Genomic DNA, 16,298 nt, shown 5'->3' on the forward strand with positions numbered 1-16,298 from the left:
GAGACCCCCGATGCGTTCAGACTGCGGTGGCGCCCTTTGAACACGTAGACGCTCCAGAAAACGAAGGCATCTCATGCGCCGCTCTTTGTCACGGAAAAGTTCGCAACAGAATCCGTCCGATTCGAATGTGCTGATTTCCGTTCTGATGCCTCTTGAGTTCCATCGCGACCAGGCAACCATCGCGATCCGTAAATGGCGGCAGGACCAGACCCTGAGGGGTTCGGCCTTCGAACTCATACTCGTTGCCTCCCACGATGCCAATGCTGCGGATATGGACGAGATTCGCCAGCTGCTTGCACCGCAGGACCGCCTTGTTCAGACGTCAGCCAAGCATGACATCGCACAAGTTGCGGAAGCAGCGCGGCATGCCCGGGCGGACTTGCTGTTCTTCACCGAAAGTCATGTCTGGCCGACGCCCACCGTCCTTGAACAATGCCTCGATGTCTTCTCAAGGCGCCCCGAATGGGCGGGATTCTCGTGTCTAACCCATGCCAGCGCACCCAACAAACTGGCACGTTCGGAAGCGCGGATGTACGAGGCTGATATCCAGCACGGCATGACGGAGAGTTCGTGGTGCAAGATCCTCGACCAGTGCTTCGCAACACGCCGCAAGGCCTACGAAGAAGCCGCGGGGTTTGACTTTGTCTTCGGGCATTTTTCGGAATGGCTGTTGGCTGCCCGCTACCACAAGTTGGGGCTGTCCATCGGCTACGTTCCAGAAATCGAACTTGTGCATCACTACATTGGGCAATGGCCGGAACTGCGTCACTTCACGGAGGATTTCGTCGCAGGCGAGGCACTCTGGCTGGCGCGCGGCGGGCCGCGTCAGGAACCGGTGATCGAAATTCCATTCGAATGGAGCAGTCGAGGCGAACGCCGCAAAGATCTGGCGCAGCATATTCTGCAAATCGCCTGGCACCAGAAGAGACGGAAATTGCGTCCGCGGTTGCACGGTGGAGGCATGATGCAGGTACTCCGGCGCCATTGGGTCGCGGCCTTGCTGGGAGACCGTCTGGACACCTGCAGCGCGCGCGCAACGCTTCTCTGGCGGCATGTCGCGCTTATGCTGGCACGGGCATTCGGTTCGGATGCGCAACTCGACAGAGTGTTTCGGCAAACGATCGCCGCACTGGTGCACGAGAAACGGCTGCGTACCTCACCTGAAGTGCAAAAGGTTGTTGGCGATGGCTCGCTGTGGACGCCAGATGAAGTCGATGCCGGGCGCGCCGCCGGGATCTATGCGGCAGAACTCTACAATGGCGTACCCTTTCGATGGTCGAGCGATGTTGCGTCGGTCGAACTGGTATTACCTGCGGGTGAACATCTGGTGCAGGTCCAGACGCTGGCGCACATATTGACGACGCGCGTTGACCCGCTTTTTTATCTGAACGGGCAAATGTTGCCCATTGAAGCCGCCAATGTCAGAGACGGGACTTTCGTCCTGAAAGTGGCGCGGGACAGCCACAATCCCGCGATCCTCGGGTGGGTCGGCACACGTCAGCAAGCACCGGACGATAGCCGCATACTGAGCCTGCCGATCACACGGATTTCCAGGCTAGGGAGCAACGATACCTGACAGGCCGAACAGAGGGCAGACCTATCTATCCGTGTGGCCGACGCGAACGCCATCCGTCGATCAGTTGGCGGCCTTGGCCTTGTCCTGCTCGTCCTTGAGCTTCTTGGCAAAATCCTGGTTGTTCTTGGCAACGAAGTCCTGAAGCTTTTTCTGCCGGTCTTCGATATCGGACTGCTGCAGCGGCGGGCCGTCATAGGCGCCGCTGAAGCCGGTCAAGGCAACCTTGATCGGGTTCGGCTGGTTCTGGAAGTTGACCGAGGTGAGCGTGATCGCCTGGCCCTTCTTGAAGGAAGCGACGAGCGTGTCGGTCAGCGGCACTTCGGCCACGCAACGGTCGGGGAAGCAGATGACATAATCGAGCTTCTGCGCCTTGCCGGTGTCGATCTGCAGGCCGATGCCGGGAGGCACCAGGCGTCCGGTCGGGACCGTTACCTGGAACACCTTGCGGTTCACCTTGCCCTTCAGCTCGATCAGGCTGACGCCGGTGACCAGCTGGCCGTTGCCGGCGGTGACGATGTTCTGGACATTGCAGATGTCGACGTCTTCCTGCTTGGTGCAGGCCTTGAACCAGCCCTGCGGAATCTGCTGCTGCTGTGCGGAAGCAGCGGGAAGCCCGGCGACCAGAAAGCCGACCACGCCTGCGGCCATGACCGAAAGGCGGTATGCGTTGCTGTTCAGGCTCGTCATGTCGTGCATTTCCTCTCAAATGATCCCGGAACCGGCTTCTTCGCGCCGCGTGGTCCAGCTACCTGTTGCCGAATTGAGGCAACAGGATGACTTCGGAGCGCGTGTTACACTGCATGGGCAGCCGAATCCAGCCCGGCGCCTGCGATTCTTGGCCGTGCCATTGGTCGTGCGATTTGGGCTGACGTATCTGGCCGGAGCGCAGCGGCGCCATGCTAGGGTGCACTCCGAATCATCAAGCCGCCCAGTAAGGAGACGGTCATGGGCCGCGTTCTTGTTTGGCTGATCGCAGCGATCTCGTTTCTCGCCTTTTCGCTTCAGCCCGCGATGTCGGAGCCGAAACATGCCATCGCCATGCAGGGCGAGCCGGCGCTGCCGGCCGACTACGCCCATTTCGACTACGTCAATCCCGATGCGCCGAAGGGCGGCAACATCACCTATTGCGTCGTCGGCAGTTTCGACAATCTGAACCCGTTCATTCTGAAGAGCCTGCGCACCACGGCGCGCGGCATGATGGATCTCAACTACGGCAACCTGGTTTTCGAGCCGTTGATGACGCGCAATTACGATGAGGCGTTCAGCCTCTATGGCCTGCTCGCCGACACGGCCGATATGGATCCCGAGCGCAAGTCGATCGAATTCCACCTTAATCCAAATGCGAAGTGGTCCGACGGTGAGCCGGTGACGCCGGAGGACGTGCTGTTCACCTACGATGTCTTCACCGACAAGGGCCGCCCGCCCTACAGGGATCGCATGAGCCTGATCGCCAAGCTCGAAAAGACCGGCGATCACAGCGTGCGCTTTACCTTCAACGACAAGGCCAATCGCGAGACCCCCTTGATCATCGCGCTAACGCCGATCATCCCGAAGCACGCTTTCAACAAGGACACCTTCGACAAGACGACGCTGAAGCCGGTGATCGGCAGCGGTCCCTACAGAGTCGACAAGGTGCAGCCGGGACAGCGTATCGTCTTCAAGCGCAACCCGAATTACTGGGGCAAGGACATCCCTTCCAAGCGCGGCTTCGACAATTACGACCAGATCACCATAGAGTATTTCCTCAACGCCAATGCCAAGACGGAAGCGTTCAAGAAAGGCATCTGCGCCATCTACGATGAGGGCGATCCGGTCAAACGCGAGCGCGACATGGATTTTCCCGCGTTCCACCGAGGCGAGGTGATTGCCGAGACCTTCGACACCGGCATACCGCCAGTGGTGACCGGATTCCTGTTCAACACCAGGCTGGAGAAGTTTTCCAATCCGGTGGTGCGGCGCGCGCTCGGCATGCTCTACGACTTCGAATGGGCCAACAAGAACCTGTTCGGCGGCAAATACACACGCACGATGAGCTATTGGCAGAATTCCGAACTGTCCGCGCTCGGCCATCCCGCCTCCGACAGGGAGAAGGCGCTGCTGGCGCCCTACCCCGGACGCGTGCCGGCCGATGTCATGGACGGCACCTGGCGACCGCCGGTGAATGACGGCACGGGCCAGGACCGGAAGGTGCTGAAGGTGGCTTTCGACCTTCTGAAGAGCCAGGGCTATGCCGTCAAGGACGGCGTCCTGCTGGATCCCAAAGGAAGCCCCTTCGGTTTCGAAATCCTGACCGCCTCGCAGGACGAGGAACGCTTTGCCGCCATCTATCAGCGCACGCTGGAGAAGATCGGCATAACCGTGAGCATCCGCAGCCTCGAAGCCGACCAGATCCAGTCGCGCAAGCAGCGTTTCGATTTCGAGGTGCTGATAGGGTCGAGCGGTTTCAGCAACTCGCTGTCGCCCGGCATCGAGCAGAGTTTTCGCTGGGGTTCTTCAGAAGCCAAGAGGGAAGGTTCGTTCAACCTGGCCGGCGTCGCCGATCCGGCGGTGGATGCTGCGATCGATGCGATGCTGAGAGCGCGAACCAAGGAGGATTACGTCGCCGCGGTGCGCGTCCTCGACCGCTTGCTCATCTCCGGCAACTACATGGTGCCGATGCAGTACAATGCGCAGCAATGGCTCGCCTACTGGAATTATCTGGATCATCCGAAAAAGACGCCCATATTCGGTTATCAATGGCCTACCTGGTGGCGCAAAGCGAACTAAGCATGATCCCGAAAAGTGGTTACCGGGTTTTCGGACGAGATCATGCTCAAAGATGTGTTCGCGGCAGGAGATCGAGATGAGCGAAGACAATTCCATCACCGTCGACGTGGTTTCCGACGCTGTTTGCCCCTGGTGCTTCATCGGCCAGAAGCGGCTCGACAAGGCGATCGCCGCTGCTGGCGACATTGAGGTGCATGTGCGCTGGCGGCCGTTCCAGCTCGACCCGACCATTCCGCCCGGAGGCAAAGACCGGCGCGCATACATGCTGGCCAAGTTCGGCAGCGAGGAGCGTATCCGCCAGATGCATGCCCGCATCGAGCCGCTCGGCGAAGCCGAGGGGATCAACTTCGCCTTCGACGCCATCAAGGTCGCCGCCAACACGCTGGACGCGCATCGCGTCATCCGCTGGGCCGGGGCAGCCGGCGAAGCCGTGCAGAACCGCTTGGTGCGCCGGCTGTTCCAATTGTATTTCGAGGAAGGCGCCAATATCGGCGATCACGCGGTGCTGATCGAAGCCGCCCGCGAGGCCGGCATGGACGCTGCCGTGGTCGAAACGCTGTTGCCGACCGACGCTGACGTCGAGGCGGTGCGCACGGAAATCGCCACGGCATCGCGGATGGGCATCACCGGCGTGCCGTGCTTCCTGCTTGAAGGCAAGTACGCGGTCATGGGCGCGCAGGACGCCGACACGCTGGCCGACGCCATCCGCCAGGTCGCCGCTGCCAAGGCCAAGGGCGAGCTGGAAAAGGTGGGCTGAGCCTACTTCACGTTTGCCTTGGCCTTGCTGACGAAGAACCCATGGCCGTTGCTGCCCGTGCAGGTCAGCCCCTTGGTTGACGACTGGCAGGTAAACGGCCCTTTGCTCCAGCTGTTGCCATAGGCCAGCTTGGCGACATCGCTGCAGCAGCCCTGCTCACCCGGATTCTTGATCAATGTCGCCGGCCCGTTCGGCCCGAGGATCACCGTGACGTAGCTGGGCTCGACGCGCGAACAGCTCAGTTCCGGACCGCCATCCTGCGGCTGGTAGGTGCTGGTGCCGCCCTTGGGCGTGTAAATGCAGCCGATGTTGCCGGAGGGCGTGTTGAACTCGATTTGGCCCTCGGCGCTCGCGGGAATGGTCTGGTTGCCGGCATGAGCCACAGACAGAAAGGCAAAGAGCGACAGGATTGCTGGGGCGGCTGCGCGTGCAAGCATTGGGAGATTCCTTGTTGGAGAACCGGGTATGCGTGGGTGCCGACAGTGCCGCGCAAGGTTCAACCGGCGGCGTATGAATTGTCAAATCTTGTTGACCGGCAGCTAAAAAGCGCGCCTGGCCGAGCATGTCCGCTTCACCAGCGGCGAAACGGTGATCGACAGCTGTGACGCCGCCGCCAAGACCATTTCCGGGCACTTCTCGGCTTCGGGAAAGGATGATTCGGGCAAGCCCGAAGTGATCACAGACGGCAAATTTCCGGTGTTCCCGTCAGCCCGCGGTAGGAAAACCGGCCAATCTGCAAGGTCGATTGGTTCACGAAACCGTGAATCCTGCTTCCCCAGGGGAAGCTTTTCGCACATCTCAGCGTTCTCACAAAACATTGAAACAAAACGGGATATTTGGCCTGGAGACGGCTGCCTCCACGCACCACCTGTTGCCTCAAGGCAACGCCACGTGGGCTGCCTCACATTCGCCGCGATAAAATTAATAGAAAATGATCAATTGGTGTTACTATCCGTAACAAAACTAAAAAAGGTTTGGGCGGGATTGTGATTCAGGTCGACAGACCGCGACGTTCAATATCGGCACTTTGGAACCGCGACGCCGCCGCTGGCCCGTCGCCCCTGACGCCGGTATCGTCGATGCGGACCTTCTGGGGACTTATGCGGGCCTACTGGTTCTCGGACCGGTGGAAGGAAGCCTGGACCCTCACCATCGTCATCGCAGCCCTCACAACACTCCTCAGCAAAGCCGGGGTCTGGTTGGCCCTGATGATCGGGGAATTGACCTACTCGATCAATTACTATCATGACGCCGCCAACACCGCGCCACTCAGGACGCTGCTGACTGATGCGGGGCTCGTCGTGGTCCTGTTTGTGCTCAAGGATGCCGGCCTCGTTGGTGCGAGAAGCCTGGTGTCAAAGACTTTGCACCGCAAATGGCGCGGTTGGTTGAACAGCCAGTTCAATCAAGCGCTGCTCGACGGCAATCATAGCCATTTCCACGCCCAGCATGGTTCGGCCGGCAGCGGGGGCCCCGCGCCGGACAATATCGACCAACGTATCCAGGAATCGATCAAAGGCATGACAGGCGGCGCGATCGGCCTCGCCATGGGCGTGCTTGGCGTTGCCACGTCACTCTATTTTATCGGCGAGAATCTCATCGAGACCTCCGTGGAGGTGGCGGGGCTGGAGTTCCTCGGAAGCTATGGCAGCGCTGTCCTCGCGCTGCTCGCCATCGCCACCTACGTGCCGTTCAACACCTGGATCGCGGTAAGGCTTGGAAGAGTACTGGAGCGGCTGAATGTGCGGCTACAGCAGGCCGAGGGCAGCTATCGCGGCGAATTGACGACCTTTCTTCGCCGCAGTTTCCACGTCGCCGCGTCAGGCGCAGAAGACGTGCAGAAGACGGTGAACAACCGGCTCTATGGCGACATCGATCGGACCTGGGCACGGTTGAATATCGTCAACGTCTCTTACGACGCATTCGAGGCGGTCCACAATTTCATGGGCTTTCGCATCGTCGCATATGCGCCCGGTCTGGTTTCCTTTATTCACAACAAACTTGACCTCAAAGGCTACGTGACCGGCGCCGAGATGATCAATCAGCTGATCGGCCAGTGTTCCTGGCTCATCCGCGTGATGCCCGACATCGCGACCTTGCGCGCCAACAGCCAGCGCGTCACCGAATTGGCGAACGCCATCGAGAACGTCCAGCAGCCACAGGAGTTCTACAGCCAGACCGGCCGCTCCGACTTCCACTATGCCAGCCAGAACCCGGTCTTCGGCCTGACCATCCAGAAGCTCGAACTGGCGCATCAGGGCGAAGATGCCACGCCGTTCCTGAGCGCTGCCAATCTGCGCTTCCGGCGTGGCGAGTGGACGTTCCTCAAGGGCGAGTCCGGCTGCGGCAAGACTTCGCTGGTCAAGGCGATCAACGGCCTGTGGCCCTATGGCCGTGGCACCATCGTCTTCCCCGACGGCGTGAAGAGTTTCTATGCCGCCCAGGAGGTCAAGCTGCAGCAGGTGTCACTGAAGCAGCTGGTGTGTCTGCCCGGCTCCGAGCAGGACTATGGCGATGCGCAGGTGGCGTCTGCCCTACACAAGGCCGGCCTTGGCGATTTCATCGAACACATGGCCGACGAAAGCCGCGAGGGAAAGATCTGGGATCAGATGCTTTCCGGCGGCCAGAAGCAGAAGCTGGTGGTGGCCCGCATCGTGCTGCAGCAGCCTGGGCTTCTGTTCCTCGACGAAGCCACCGGCGCGCTCGATCCGGATGGCAAGATCGCCTTCCACCAGGCGATCAAGGACAACTGTCCCGATGTCACGGTGATCAGCATCATGCACGAGGCGATTGCGCCACGATCAGCCACCGGCGAGGAATTCTACCACAGCGTGGTTGCGATCGCCGACGGTGTCGCCACCAAGAAGCCGCTTGCTCCGAACCTGCCGCGCGAACTCACCACCATCCTTACGCAGCCGCGACCGGTCGAAGACAAATGGCTGCGCTTCTCGCGCCGGCTGAAGCAAAAATAGCAACCACACCAAGCTCTTGCCGAGCCGCAACAGGGCGGCAACGACGGCGGTCGATCACAGTCTCGCGATTGGGACTGTTCCCGGCAGCTTTCGGCCGTTCCTGCGATTGACTCGCCGAAATGCGCTCCTATGTTGCGCCCGGCTTGCAGCATTCCAACCTACAGCGCCGCGCGTCACTTCGGACGCGCAAAGGACGCTGTAGCACTTTGAGTTTGCGCATGATCCTTTTCCGAAAATCGAAAACCGATTTTCGGGATCATGCGCTAGCCCGCAAGCAGAAAGGTCACCGCGCCATGCCTGGCGACAGTCACAGTCGAACGCAACCGCCGTCCGCCTAGACGTGACCTGATGGCTCACGTCCTGCCGGACGGCAAGGAGTGAGCCATGAACGAATTTTCCCCCGTCGTAGCGGGCGACGATGCCGTCGCGATCGCCCGTATCCTTGCCAATGATCACGTCGCCGATGTCGTCGAGGCCCTGAACCGGGAACCTCGCGAGACCGCGATCGAACTGCTTTGCGAAGTGCCGTTCGAGCGGCTGGTCGAGATCTTCGACCAACCGGAACTCGACGGCGCGTCGGAACTGGCCGAGGCGCTGCCGCGCGCCAAGGCGTGCAAGCTCCTCACCGCCATGTCGGTCGACCGCACCGCCGATATCCTGCGCGAGCTGGACGAGCCGGCGCGTTCCGAGCTGCTCGGCGGGCTGGTGCCGCCGCTGCGGGCAACGCTGCTTTCCATTCTCGGCTACCCCGAAGGCAGCGCCGCCTCGATCATGACGACCGAGTTCGTCAGCGTGCCTTCGGATTGGACCGTCGGCCGCACGCTGGACTACATCCGCAAGGTCGAGCGGACGCGCGAGACCGTCTACGCCATCTACATCGTCGATCCGCAGACGCATGTGCTGGTCCGGTCGACCGGCCTACGCCGGCTGATCACCGGCGAGCCGGACGATCCGATCCTGTCGGTGGCGCCGGACCGCGTGCCGGTGACGGTGAAGCCACTGACCGATCGCGAGACCCTGGCGCAGACGATCTCCAAATACGATCTGCTCGCGGTTCCCGTCGTCGACCATGGCAAGATCCTCGGCATTGTCACCATCGACGACATCATCGACACCATGATCGAGGAGACGACCGAGGACGTGCACCGTTTCGGCGGCATGGAGGCGCTGGACGAGCCCTACATGAAGATGAGTTTTCTTGCCATGATCAAGAAGCGCGGCGGCTGGCTGTGCGCGCTGTTCATCTCAGAGATGCTGACCGCCAATGCCATGCAAAGCTATGAGGGCGAGCTGGAGAAGGCGATCGTGCTCACTTTGTTCATCCCGCTGATCATGAGCTCGGGTGGCAATTCCGGCTCGCAGGCAACGTCGCTCGTCATCCGGGCGCTGGCGCTGCGCGAAATCGGTCTTCGCGACTGGTGGCGTGTTGCCTTGCGCGAATTGCCTACCGGCCTCGTGCTCGGCGCAATGCTTGGCGTGGTCGGCATCTGCCGCATCGCGCTCTGGCAATATATGGGCTTCTACGACTATGGGCCGCATTGGCCGCTGATCGCCACGACGGTCGGAGCAGCACTCGTCGGCATCGTCACCTTCGGCTCGCTGTCGGGATCGATGCTTCCCTTCGCGCTGAAAAGGATCGGCTTCGATCCGGCGAGCGCCTCGGCGCCGTTCGTCGCCACGCTGGTCGATGTCACCGGCCTGGTGATCTATTTCTCGGTGGCGCTGGTGATCCTGCGCGGCACGCTACTGTAGGGTGTGTGCTGATATTCAGGTGATGCCGGCGTTTTAGATCAATCGACCCGCACGCCGTCCTTCACGCGGTAAGTCGGCTTGTACATGGTGACCAGTTCTTCCGCCGCCGTCGGGTGGACTGCCATGGTGCGGTCGAAATCGTCCTTGGTGACGCCGGCCTTCAGCGGAATGCCGAGCAGCTGCGCCATCTCGCCGGCGTCCGGTCCGAGAATGTGGGCGCCGAGCACTTTTCGCGTGGCCCCGTCGACCACCAGCTTTGTCAGCATCTTTTCGTCGCGACCCGACAGCGTGTGCCGCATCGGCCGGAACGTGGCGCGGTAGATTTCGACGTCGGAGTAGCGCTTGACAGCATCGTCCTCGGACAGGCCGACAGTGCCGATCTCCGGTTGTGAAAACACGGCGGTCGGGATCGTGTCGTGGTCGGGCGCGGTCGGGTTTCCCTTGAAGGCGGTCTCGATGAAGCACATCGCCTCGTGGATCGCCACCGGCGTCAACTGCACACGGTTCGTGACGTCGCCGATCGCCCAGATGTTGTCGATGTTGGTGCGGGAATACTGGTCGACAACGATGGCGCCGGTCTTGCCGAGCTCGATGCCGACGCCTTCCAGGCCCATATTCTCGGTGTTGGGGATGCGGCCGATGGCGAGCATGACCTGGTCGACCGTCAACACCTTGCCGCCGGTGACCAGCGCGTCCAGCCGCCCATCCGGCCGCTTGCGCACCCATTCCGACACGGCGTGGCAGAGGATCTTTATCCCCTTCTTTTCCATGGTTTCGTGCAGCATGCGCCGCAGGTCCATGTCGAAGCGCGACAGGATCTCCTTGCCGCGGTAGACCAGCGTGGTGTCGACGCCCAAGCCATGGAAGATGTTGGCGAATTCGACGGCGATGTAGCCGCCGCCCTCGATCATGATCGCCTTCGGCAGCCGCTTGAGGTCGAAGACTTCGTTGGAGAAGATGCAATGCTCATGGCCGGGAAGTGCTGGATGCGGCGCCGGCCGACCGCCGGTGGCGATCAGGATCTGGTCGGCGGTGACGGTGCGGTCGTCGCCCAGGAGATGCACGACATGCGGGTCGACCAGCATGGCACGCGAGTGGAACGTCTCGCCGCCGGCGCCTTTCACGTTCTTCTCGTAAATAGCCTCCAGCCGGGCGATCTCGCGATCCTTGTTGGCGACCAGCGTCGGCCAGTCGAAGCTCGCTTCGGGCACCGTCCAGCCATAGCCGGCGGCATCGGCGAAATGTTCGGGAAATTGCGAGGCGTAGACGTAGAGTTTTTTCGGCACGCAGCCACGGATAACGCACGTGCCGCCATAGCGGTATTCCTCGGCGATGCCGACGCGCTTGCCGAGTGCGGCCGCCACACGCGCCGCCCTCACCCCGCCGGAGCCGCCGCCGATGACGAAGAGGTCGTAGTCGTAACCGGCCATGCTGACGCTCCTTGCCTCAAGAAATGTTTGAGACAGGTAGGCTGCATGAGGCCAAAAGAAAAGCCCGGTTTGCACCGGGCTTTCTTGGTCCAGCGGCGAGGACGCCGGTGGCGAAATCGATGACTTAGTTCTTCGGCGCTTCCGGCTGGTCACCGTCAGCGGGTGCCGCGCCATCAGCCGGGGCGGCACCATCGGCCGGGGCAGCGCCATCGGCGGGTGCCGCGGGAGCCTTGGCCTTCGCGGCCGCTGCCAGCGTCTCGCCGACCTGCTGGGCGAGATCGCGCGCCAGGCCGTTCTGCCAGATGTCGGCTGCCTTGACCAAATCGCGCGTCACCGTCGGGCCACTGTCGAGCAGCTTCTTGCCGGCCTCGGAATTGTAGAAGGCAGCGATGTCGGTGAGGTCCTTTTCGGAGAACACCTTGGCATAGGCCAGTGCTGCCTCCTTCTCCAGGTCGGCACGGCGTGAGGCCAGCGCCAGCGCCTTCTCGCTGATGGTCTTGCCGATCAGCTCCTGCATGTCGGGGTTCTTCTGGATAAGCTGCTGCTCTAGCGCGGCGGCGGCCTGCGGCAGGATGTTGTCGAACGGGTCGGTCGCATGGATGGCGGCGACCGCGGCGCGCGCCGCCTTCAGATGCGATTCGGTGACATCCTGCGCAAACGCCGGCGCGGAAAACGCCAAGACAGCCGAAGCCGCCACGATGGCGGAGAATTGGCGAACCCGTTTATGCAACATCATGATCGGTAGAACTCCCTGGTTTTCGGGCGGCATGGACGGTTTGGATGCCGTCGCCACCGGCGATGATGGCCGCTGACGCCAGCCCGATGAAAAGACCATGCTCGACCACGCCGGGGATGGCATGGAGAGCATTCGAAAGCGCTCTTGTATCCGGAATGCGGCCAAAAGATGCATCGAGGATAAAATGGCCGCCGTCTGTAACAAAAGGCTGGCCCCCCGTCATCCTCAATGTAATAGGGCCGGAAAGGCCGAGACTTTTGGCCGCTGCCGCAACCGCGATTTCAGTGGCGCGCAGGCCGAACTGGTTGACTTCGATGGGCAGCGGGAAGCGGCCGAGCGTCTCGACCATTTTCGACTTGTCGGCAATGACGATCATGCGCCCGGAGGCCGCCGCGACGATCTTCTCGCGCAGCAGCGCGCCGCCGCCGCCTTTGATCAGGGTCAGCGCCGGGTCGACCTCGTCGGCGCCGTCGACAGTGAGGTCGAGCTCGGGCGTTTCCTCCAGCGTCGACAGCGGCACGCCGAGCTCGCGGCAGAGGGCCGCGGTGCGCTCCGAGGTCGGTACGCCGATGATGGTCATGCCCGTGGCGACCTTCTCGGCCAAAAGCCGCACGAACTCTTCCGCCGTGGTGCCGGTGCCGATGCCGAGCCGCATGCCGTCGCTGACATGGGCAAGTGCTGCCCGCGCGGCCTCGACCTTCAACTGCCTCGCATCCATGTGTGCCCCGGAGGTTTTGGCTTGATTGTGATTTTTCTGATTGCGCGCTCGTAGCACTTTTGCCCGCTGGGTCAAAGACTTTGGCTGTCCGACTGCTTGCCTGAATGAGGCACAGACGCTATCGCCTGCCTGCAATGCATCAGCCACAGGACAGGCCATGACCAGACCAATCATCGTGTTCGACCTCGACGGGACGCTGGTCGACACGGCGCCGGACCTGCTCGACAGCCTCAATCACAGTCTCGCCGCCAGCGAGCTCGCCGCTGTCGACGAGGCCGGCTTCCGGCGCTTTGTCGGCCACGGCGGACGGGTGATGATCGAGCGCGCGCATACCGCGCAGCAGAAGTCGCTGGCGGTCGAAGAGCATGACCGGCTGCTAAAACTGTTTCTCGATCACTACACGCTCAACATCCCCGGCAAGTCGCGCCCCTACCCCGGTGTGGTCGAAGCGATCGCCCGCTTCGAGAAGGCCGGCTACCTGCTCGCCATCTGCACCAACAAATATGAGGGCAATTCGAAAGCGCTGATCGAGGCACTCGGCCTGTCAAAGCATTTCGCCGCGATTGCCGGCCAGGACACGTTCGCCTTCCGCAAACCCGATCCGCGCCATCTCACCGAAACCATCAAGCTCGCCGGTGGCGACCCGGACTGCGCGCTGATGATCGGCGATTCGCAGACCGACATCGACACGGCCAAGGCCGCCGGCATTCCCGTGGTCGCCGTCGATTTCGGCTATACAGACCGCCATGTCAGAGAATTCGAGCCATCGGCCGTCATTTCGCATTTCGACGCGCTGACGCTCGACCTGGCGGAACGGCTGATTGCGGCAGCGGCCGGCTGAGCGAAACGGGCGATTGCGCGGCAGCGCCTGCCCTGGCCTATTTCGGGCGTCGAAGGCCAGCGCATCGCCTTGACTTCAACGGCCTGCCTCCCTTATATCGCGGCTCGCTTGGCCTTCGGGCAACGAGCGGGCGATTAGCTCAGCGGGAGAGCACACCCTTCACACGGGTGGGGTCGCAGGTTCAATCCCTGCATCGCCCACCATTTTTCGTGGAATTCCCATCATATTTTCATTCGGCGAGGTTGTCGGCTTCGGCCACTCGGACGGATACTCAATACCGGGGCCTTTTGTCGGAGACCACGACCAGCCTCCCTCCAACATTCTGGCAGCGTCTGCAGACAAGCTTCGATGCTAACCGCTTTTCGGTAATGAAATCATAGTGAGTTCCGTAGGTCTCGATTAGACCGTCGAGATCGAGCGGGCGGAGATGGCCGCATCGGGGATTGCCGCAATATGCGCTAAGACCCATGCCCTGATCGCGAAGCTCGCCAAGTTTTGCGGACTGGGCGATCGGCAGGACAATAGCTGCCGGATCCGCCGGATTTGCCACCGCCACGAGGATAGGTCTTCGAACCGCTGCCCGATCAATGGCGCCTATTGCCTTGACCACCTTATCTTGGGCGACGCCGATGAGGGAATCGATCTCTTCCATTGCCGCGGTATGCCCGCGGACAAACAAAGCCCTTCGCAGCACGTGCAGCGCATCTCTCGTTTCGCAAAGTGTCGTCCGCAGTGTGAGAGGCATTTCGCGCTCAATTCTTCATGTAGCTGTCGGGAAGACATTCGGCTTCAATGGCCGCCGCGATGAAGGCCCGGTGAACTTCCCTTGTGCTGCAACATCCCACCCGTTCCCCCACCAAGGCAGCAAGCGCGGCTAGAAACATTGGGCCATCGGACGGCCAGTCGTTCGCCAAGGCGTCGGCCATTTGAGGCAGCGTAGAAAGGACTGAGACCGTTCCGTCCCTGCTCGCGATCGGGATCCCCGAAAACATGTTTGGCTGGCTGATTGTCACCGCATAGCTCCCGCTGGGGCGGGAGAATGTTATGCTCTCTCAAGCACCAGCGCCCGTACAATGGCTGATGACAGAACTGTTTGAGCACTTAAATAAGCTCGCGTCCATTAACTATGACGTACAAGACGAGCGATATTCGAAAATTAATATCACGTCGTCATTTACTTGATATGGCGCTGCTGTGTTTCGTAACGGCCAGCAATCAGAACTTCTCGCGGGCCCAGCGGCTTCGGTTCAACGTATCAAGCTGACAATCGACCCTTGTCCATCCGCAGAGTGATGATGGCGCCTTCGTCCGACCAGTTGTGATGGACCGAGCCCTTGAGTTGAGAGGTTATGCTGAGCCTCAGGAGCTTGCTGCCGAAACCGCCAAGCTCCGCGGGCACCACGACGGCTGGGCCACCTCTTTCGGTCCACACGACTATGACTTCATCTTCCTCGACGATGCTGGAAACGTCGAGTGTTCCGGTCGCGGACGACAAGGGGCCGTATTTCATGGAATTGGTGGCAAGCTCATGGACGATCATTGCCAAGGTGGTCGCACCAGTTTCTCCGACCGACATTCGCGGCACCGACACCCGAACGCGGCCGCTGAAGGCTCCAATGTCGTCGTACGGGGCCAGAAGGATCGTCAGTAAATCCCCAAGCAGTGCACCGTTTTCCTTGCGGCCTGGCACCGGGCGCACCAGATCGTGAGCCCTGCCCAACGCCGCGAGCCTGCTGGATAGCTCGTGCGCCATCTCTTCCGTGGAAGATGCAGAACGCGACGTTAGCGCGGTCGCGATACTCAACAGGTTCTTGACCCTGTGGCTCATCTCTCCGGCAAGCAGTTCGTTGGCTTCTTCAGCTTGCTTGCGACCGGTAACGTCGAGGAAAACGCCGAACATTGTCCGGCCCTCGATGTCGGCGTCATCTCCTTGGCCTCGGGCAGAAATCCACCTCACGGTGTCTCCGACCATGATCCGGAAATCGATCTCGTATGGACCAACTATCGCCCGAGTGGCCGCAAAGGCAGCACGGACCCTGTCGCGATCTGCGGGATGAATTTTGGCAGACAGATCCTCGAAAATCACGAAGGCGCTGAACGGCAAATCCCAGAGGCCATAGCCGTGCTGGTCCATCGTGAAATGATCCGTGTCGACGTTCCACGACCACAGCGCCACCCCCGCCGCGTCAATAGCGAGCCGGAGGTGTCTAGCATTCCACCTTATGGATGGATGAGCGTCGGAAGCCAATTAGCAGCGGTCCCTTCGCGCCCTTACTAGCACGTTCACCGGCCTAGAGTCGGTAAATGCGTGGAGTGGCATAGCAGGGCGCTCCAGCTTCTGAGAAACCCGCGCAAGCCTCAGGCTCGAGTCAGGATCGCTCTAGCAACTGCAGTCCGCCCCTTCCCCACCAAAATTCTTCTGCGCAAAATTCAGGGCGCCTGAGTAGCTCGTATAGCTCTGGAACTGGCAGACATTGGAGCCGCGGCGCACCTTCATCTGCTCGAGATCCCAGAACGAGACCTCGATGCGGTCGTCGGCGCAGTAGACCGTGTATTTTTCAGGCTCCACCGCGCGCGCCCTCTCAAGCGGGATGGAGACGGCAGGAATGGAAAGCGCGGAAAGTGCAAGCATAACGGCGTGACGCGTGCGCATGGACCCCCCTAGAGTGAAACAGCCCGTAGTGTCGCCGCTGTTTTGAAGCGGTGCATCACGGCTTTTTGACGAACGGCCTTTTTCCAGCGACCCGACC

General features: G+C 61.2%; 16 protein-coding genes and 1 tRNA gene. 8 read left to right on the forward strand and 9 right to left on the reverse strand.

The window, feature by feature from the left end; translation table 11 throughout:
* Nucleotides 1–73 precede the first annotated feature (73 nt).
* Entirely contained in the window at nt 74–1,576 is a 1,503-nt protein-coding gene (locus tag AC04SH_RS00675) for a glycosyltransferase family 2 protein (RefSeq protein ID WP_488573550.1), read from the forward strand.
* Between the two features lie 60 nt (nt 1,577–1,636).
* Here the strand turns inward: AC04SH_RS00675 and AC04SH_RS00680 are convergent, their stop codons facing one another.
* Nucleotides 1,637–2,263, reverse strand: coding sequence for an invasion associated locus B family protein (locus AC04SH_RS00680; protein WP_477232531.1), 627 nt, complete (start codon nt 2,261–2,263; stop codon nt 1,637–1,639).
* 258 nt (nt 2,264–2,521) lie between these two features.
* Here AC04SH_RS00680 and AC04SH_RS00685 point away from each other — a divergent pair, with 258 nt between their 5' ends.
* The gene (locus tag AC04SH_RS00685) at nt 2,522–4,342 is read left to right on the forward strand and encodes an extracellular solute-binding protein (protein ID WP_488573551.1); all 1,821 of its coding nucleotides are present in this window, start codon (nt 2,522–2,524) and stop codon (nt 4,340–4,342) included.
* Between the two features lie 76 nt (nt 4,343–4,418).
* On the forward strand, nt 4,419–5,099 hold the full coding sequence (locus AC04SH_RS00690) for a DsbA family oxidoreductase (RefSeq protein ID WP_488573552.1): 681 nt from the start codon (nt 4,419–4,421) through the stop codon (nt 5,097–5,099).
* 2 nt (nt 5,100–5,101) lie between these two features.
* Here AC04SH_RS00690 and AC04SH_RS00695 read toward each other — a convergent pair whose 3' ends face one another.
* A complete protein-coding gene (locus AC04SH_RS00695; protein ID WP_488573553.1) occupies nt 5,102–5,536 on the reverse strand; it encodes a hypothetical protein in 435 nt (144 codons plus the stop codon).
* Between the two features lie 151 nt (nt 5,537–5,687).
* On the opposite strand from AC04SH_RS00695, the gene AC04SH_RS00700 reads away from it, so the two are divergent.
* The 3 genes from AC04SH_RS00700 (at nt 5,688) to mgtE (ending at nt 9,823) form a co-directional block, all read left to right on the forward strand.
* Nucleotides 5,688–6,089 (forward strand): hypothetical protein, encoded by a 402-nt coding sequence (locus AC04SH_RS00700; protein WP_488573554.1) that lies wholly within the window; start codon nt 5,688–5,690, stop codon nt 6,087–6,089.
* Between the two features lie 89 nt (nt 6,090–6,178).
* Complete coding sequence (locus tag AC04SH_RS00705; RefSeq protein ID WP_488573555.1) at nt 6,179–8,071, forward strand: ABC transporter ATP-binding protein/permease; 1,893 nt, start codon at nt 6,179–6,181, stop codon at nt 8,069–8,071.
* Nucleotides 8,072–8,455: 384 nt separating this feature from the next.
* Complete coding sequence (gene mgtE / locus AC04SH_RS00710) at nt 8,456–9,823, forward strand: magnesium transporter (protein ID WP_488573556.1); 1,368 nt, start codon at nt 8,456–8,458, stop codon at nt 9,821–9,823.
* Between the two features lie 38 nt (nt 9,824–9,861).
* Here mgtE and gor read toward each other — a convergent pair whose 3' ends face one another.
* The 3 genes from gor to rpiA all read right to left on the reverse strand — a co-directional run bounded on the left by gor (nt 9,862) and on the right by rpiA (nt 12,707).
* Nucleotides 9,862–11,253, reverse strand: a complete 1,392-nt coding sequence (gor, locus tag AC04SH_RS00715; RefSeq protein ID WP_488573557.1) for a glutathione-disulfide reductase — start codon at nt 11,251–11,253, stop codon at nt 9,862–9,864.
* Nucleotides 11,254–11,377: 124 nt separating this feature from the next.
* A complete protein-coding gene (locus tag AC04SH_RS00720; protein WP_488573558.1) occupies nt 11,378–11,989 on the reverse strand; it encodes a DUF2059 domain-containing protein in 612 nt (203 codons plus the stop codon).
* Nucleotides 11,976–12,707: a ribose-5-phosphate isomerase RpiA gene (gene rpiA / locus AC04SH_RS00725; RefSeq protein WP_488573559.1), complete on the reverse strand. Its 732-nt coding sequence runs from the start codon at nt 12,705–12,707 to the stop codon at nt 11,976–11,978. Before rpiA ends, AC04SH_RS00720 begins: the two co-directional genes overlap by 14 nt.
* A 157-nt stretch (nt 12,708–12,864) precedes the next feature.
* Between rpiA and AC04SH_RS00730 the strand changes: the two genes are divergently transcribed.
* Both AC04SH_RS00730 and AC04SH_RS00735 read left to right on the forward strand, forming a co-directional pair.
* A complete protein-coding gene (locus AC04SH_RS00730; protein ID WP_488573560.1) occupies nt 12,865–13,548 on the forward strand; it encodes a phosphoglycolate phosphatase in 684 nt (227 codons plus the stop codon).
* Nucleotides 13,549–13,676: 128 nt separating this feature from the next.
* Nucleotides 13,677–13,751: transfer RNA gene (locus tag AC04SH_RS00735), tRNA-Val, on the forward strand.
* 68 nt (nt 13,752–13,819) lie between these two features.
* Here AC04SH_RS00735 and AC04SH_RS00740 read toward each other — a convergent pair.
* The 4 genes from AC04SH_RS00740 to AC04SH_RS00755 all read right to left on the reverse strand — a co-directional run bounded on the left by AC04SH_RS00740 (nt 13,820) and on the right by AC04SH_RS00755 (nt 16,201).
* Nucleotides 13,820–14,200 carry a hypothetical protein gene (locus AC04SH_RS00740; protein WP_488573561.1) on the reverse strand — a complete coding sequence of 127 codons (381 nt, stop codon included), beginning with the start codon at nt 14,198–14,200 and terminating at the stop codon, nt 13,820–13,822.
* Nucleotides 14,201–14,300: 100 nt separating this feature from the next.
* The gene (locus tag AC04SH_RS00745) at nt 14,301–14,540 is read right to left on the reverse strand and encodes a DUF982 domain-containing protein (protein ID WP_488573885.1); all 240 of its coding nucleotides are present in this window, start codon (nt 14,538–14,540) and stop codon (nt 14,301–14,303) included.
* A gap of 263 nt (nt 14,541–14,803) precedes the next feature.
* Complete coding sequence (locus AC04SH_RS00750) at nt 14,804–15,796, reverse strand: sensor histidine kinase (protein ID WP_488573562.1); 993 nt, start codon at nt 15,794–15,796, stop codon at nt 14,804–14,806.
* A 132-nt stretch (nt 15,797–15,928) separates the two neighbouring features.
* Nucleotides 15,929–16,201 (reverse strand): hypothetical protein, encoded by a 273-nt coding sequence (locus AC04SH_RS00755; RefSeq protein ID WP_488573563.1) that lies wholly within the window; start codon nt 16,199–16,201, stop codon nt 15,929–15,931.
* Nucleotides 16,202–16,298: the final 97 nt, after the last annotated feature.

It is taken from the genome of Mesorhizobium sp. CNPSo 4688 (genome assembly GCF_057784295.1).

Coding starts and splice junctions, on each gene's coding strand:
- AC04SH_RS00675 (WP_488573550.1), top strand. CDS start 74: ATGCGCCGCTCTTTGTCACGGAAAAGTTCGCAACAGAATCCGTCCGAT.
- AC04SH_RS00680 (WP_477232531.1), bottom strand. CDS start 2,263: ATGACGAGCCTGAACAGCAACGCATACCGCCTTTCGGTCATGGCCGCA.
- AC04SH_RS00685 (WP_488573551.1), top strand. CDS start 2,522: ATGGGCCGCGTTCTTGTTTGGCTGATCGCAGCGATCTCGTTTCTCGCC.
- AC04SH_RS00690 (WP_488573552.1), top strand. CDS start 4,419: ATGAGCGAAGACAATTCCATCACCGTCGACGTGGTTTCCGACGCTGTT.
- AC04SH_RS00695 (WP_488573553.1), bottom strand. CDS start 5,536: ATGCTTGCACGCGCAGCCGCCCCAGCAATCCTGTCGCTCTTTGCCTTT.
- AC04SH_RS00705 (WP_488573555.1), top strand. CDS start 6,179: ATGCGGACCTTCTGGGGACTTATGCGGGCCTACTGGTTCTCGGACCGG.
- mgtE (WP_488573556.1), top strand. CDS start 8,456: ATGAACGAATTTTCCCCCGTCGTAGCGGGCGACGATGCCGTCGCGATC.
- gor (WP_488573557.1), bottom strand. CDS start 11,253: ATGGCCGGTTACGACTACGACCTCTTCGTCATCGGCGGCGGCTCCGGC.
- AC04SH_RS00720 (WP_488573558.1), bottom strand. CDS start 11,989: ATGATGTTGCATAAACGGGTTCGCCAATTCTCCGCCATCGTGGCGGCT.
- rpiA (WP_488573559.1), bottom strand. CDS start 12,707: ATGGATGCGAGGCAGTTGAAGGTCGAGGCCGCGCGGGCAGCACTTGCC.
- AC04SH_RS00730 (WP_488573560.1), top strand. CDS start 12,865: ATGACCAGACCAATCATCGTGTTCGACCTCGACGGGACGCTGGTCGAC.
- AC04SH_RS00740 (WP_488573561.1), bottom strand. CDS start 14,200: ATGGAAGAGATCGATTCCCTCATCGGCGTCGCCCAAGATAAGGTGGTC.
- AC04SH_RS00745 (WP_488573885.1), bottom strand. CDS start 14,540: ATGTTTTCGGGGATCCCGATCGCGAGCAGGGACGGAACGGTCTCAGTC.
- AC04SH_RS00755 (WP_488573563.1), bottom strand. CDS start 16,201: ATGCGCACGCGTCACGCCGTTATGCTTGCACTTTCCGCGCTTTCCATT.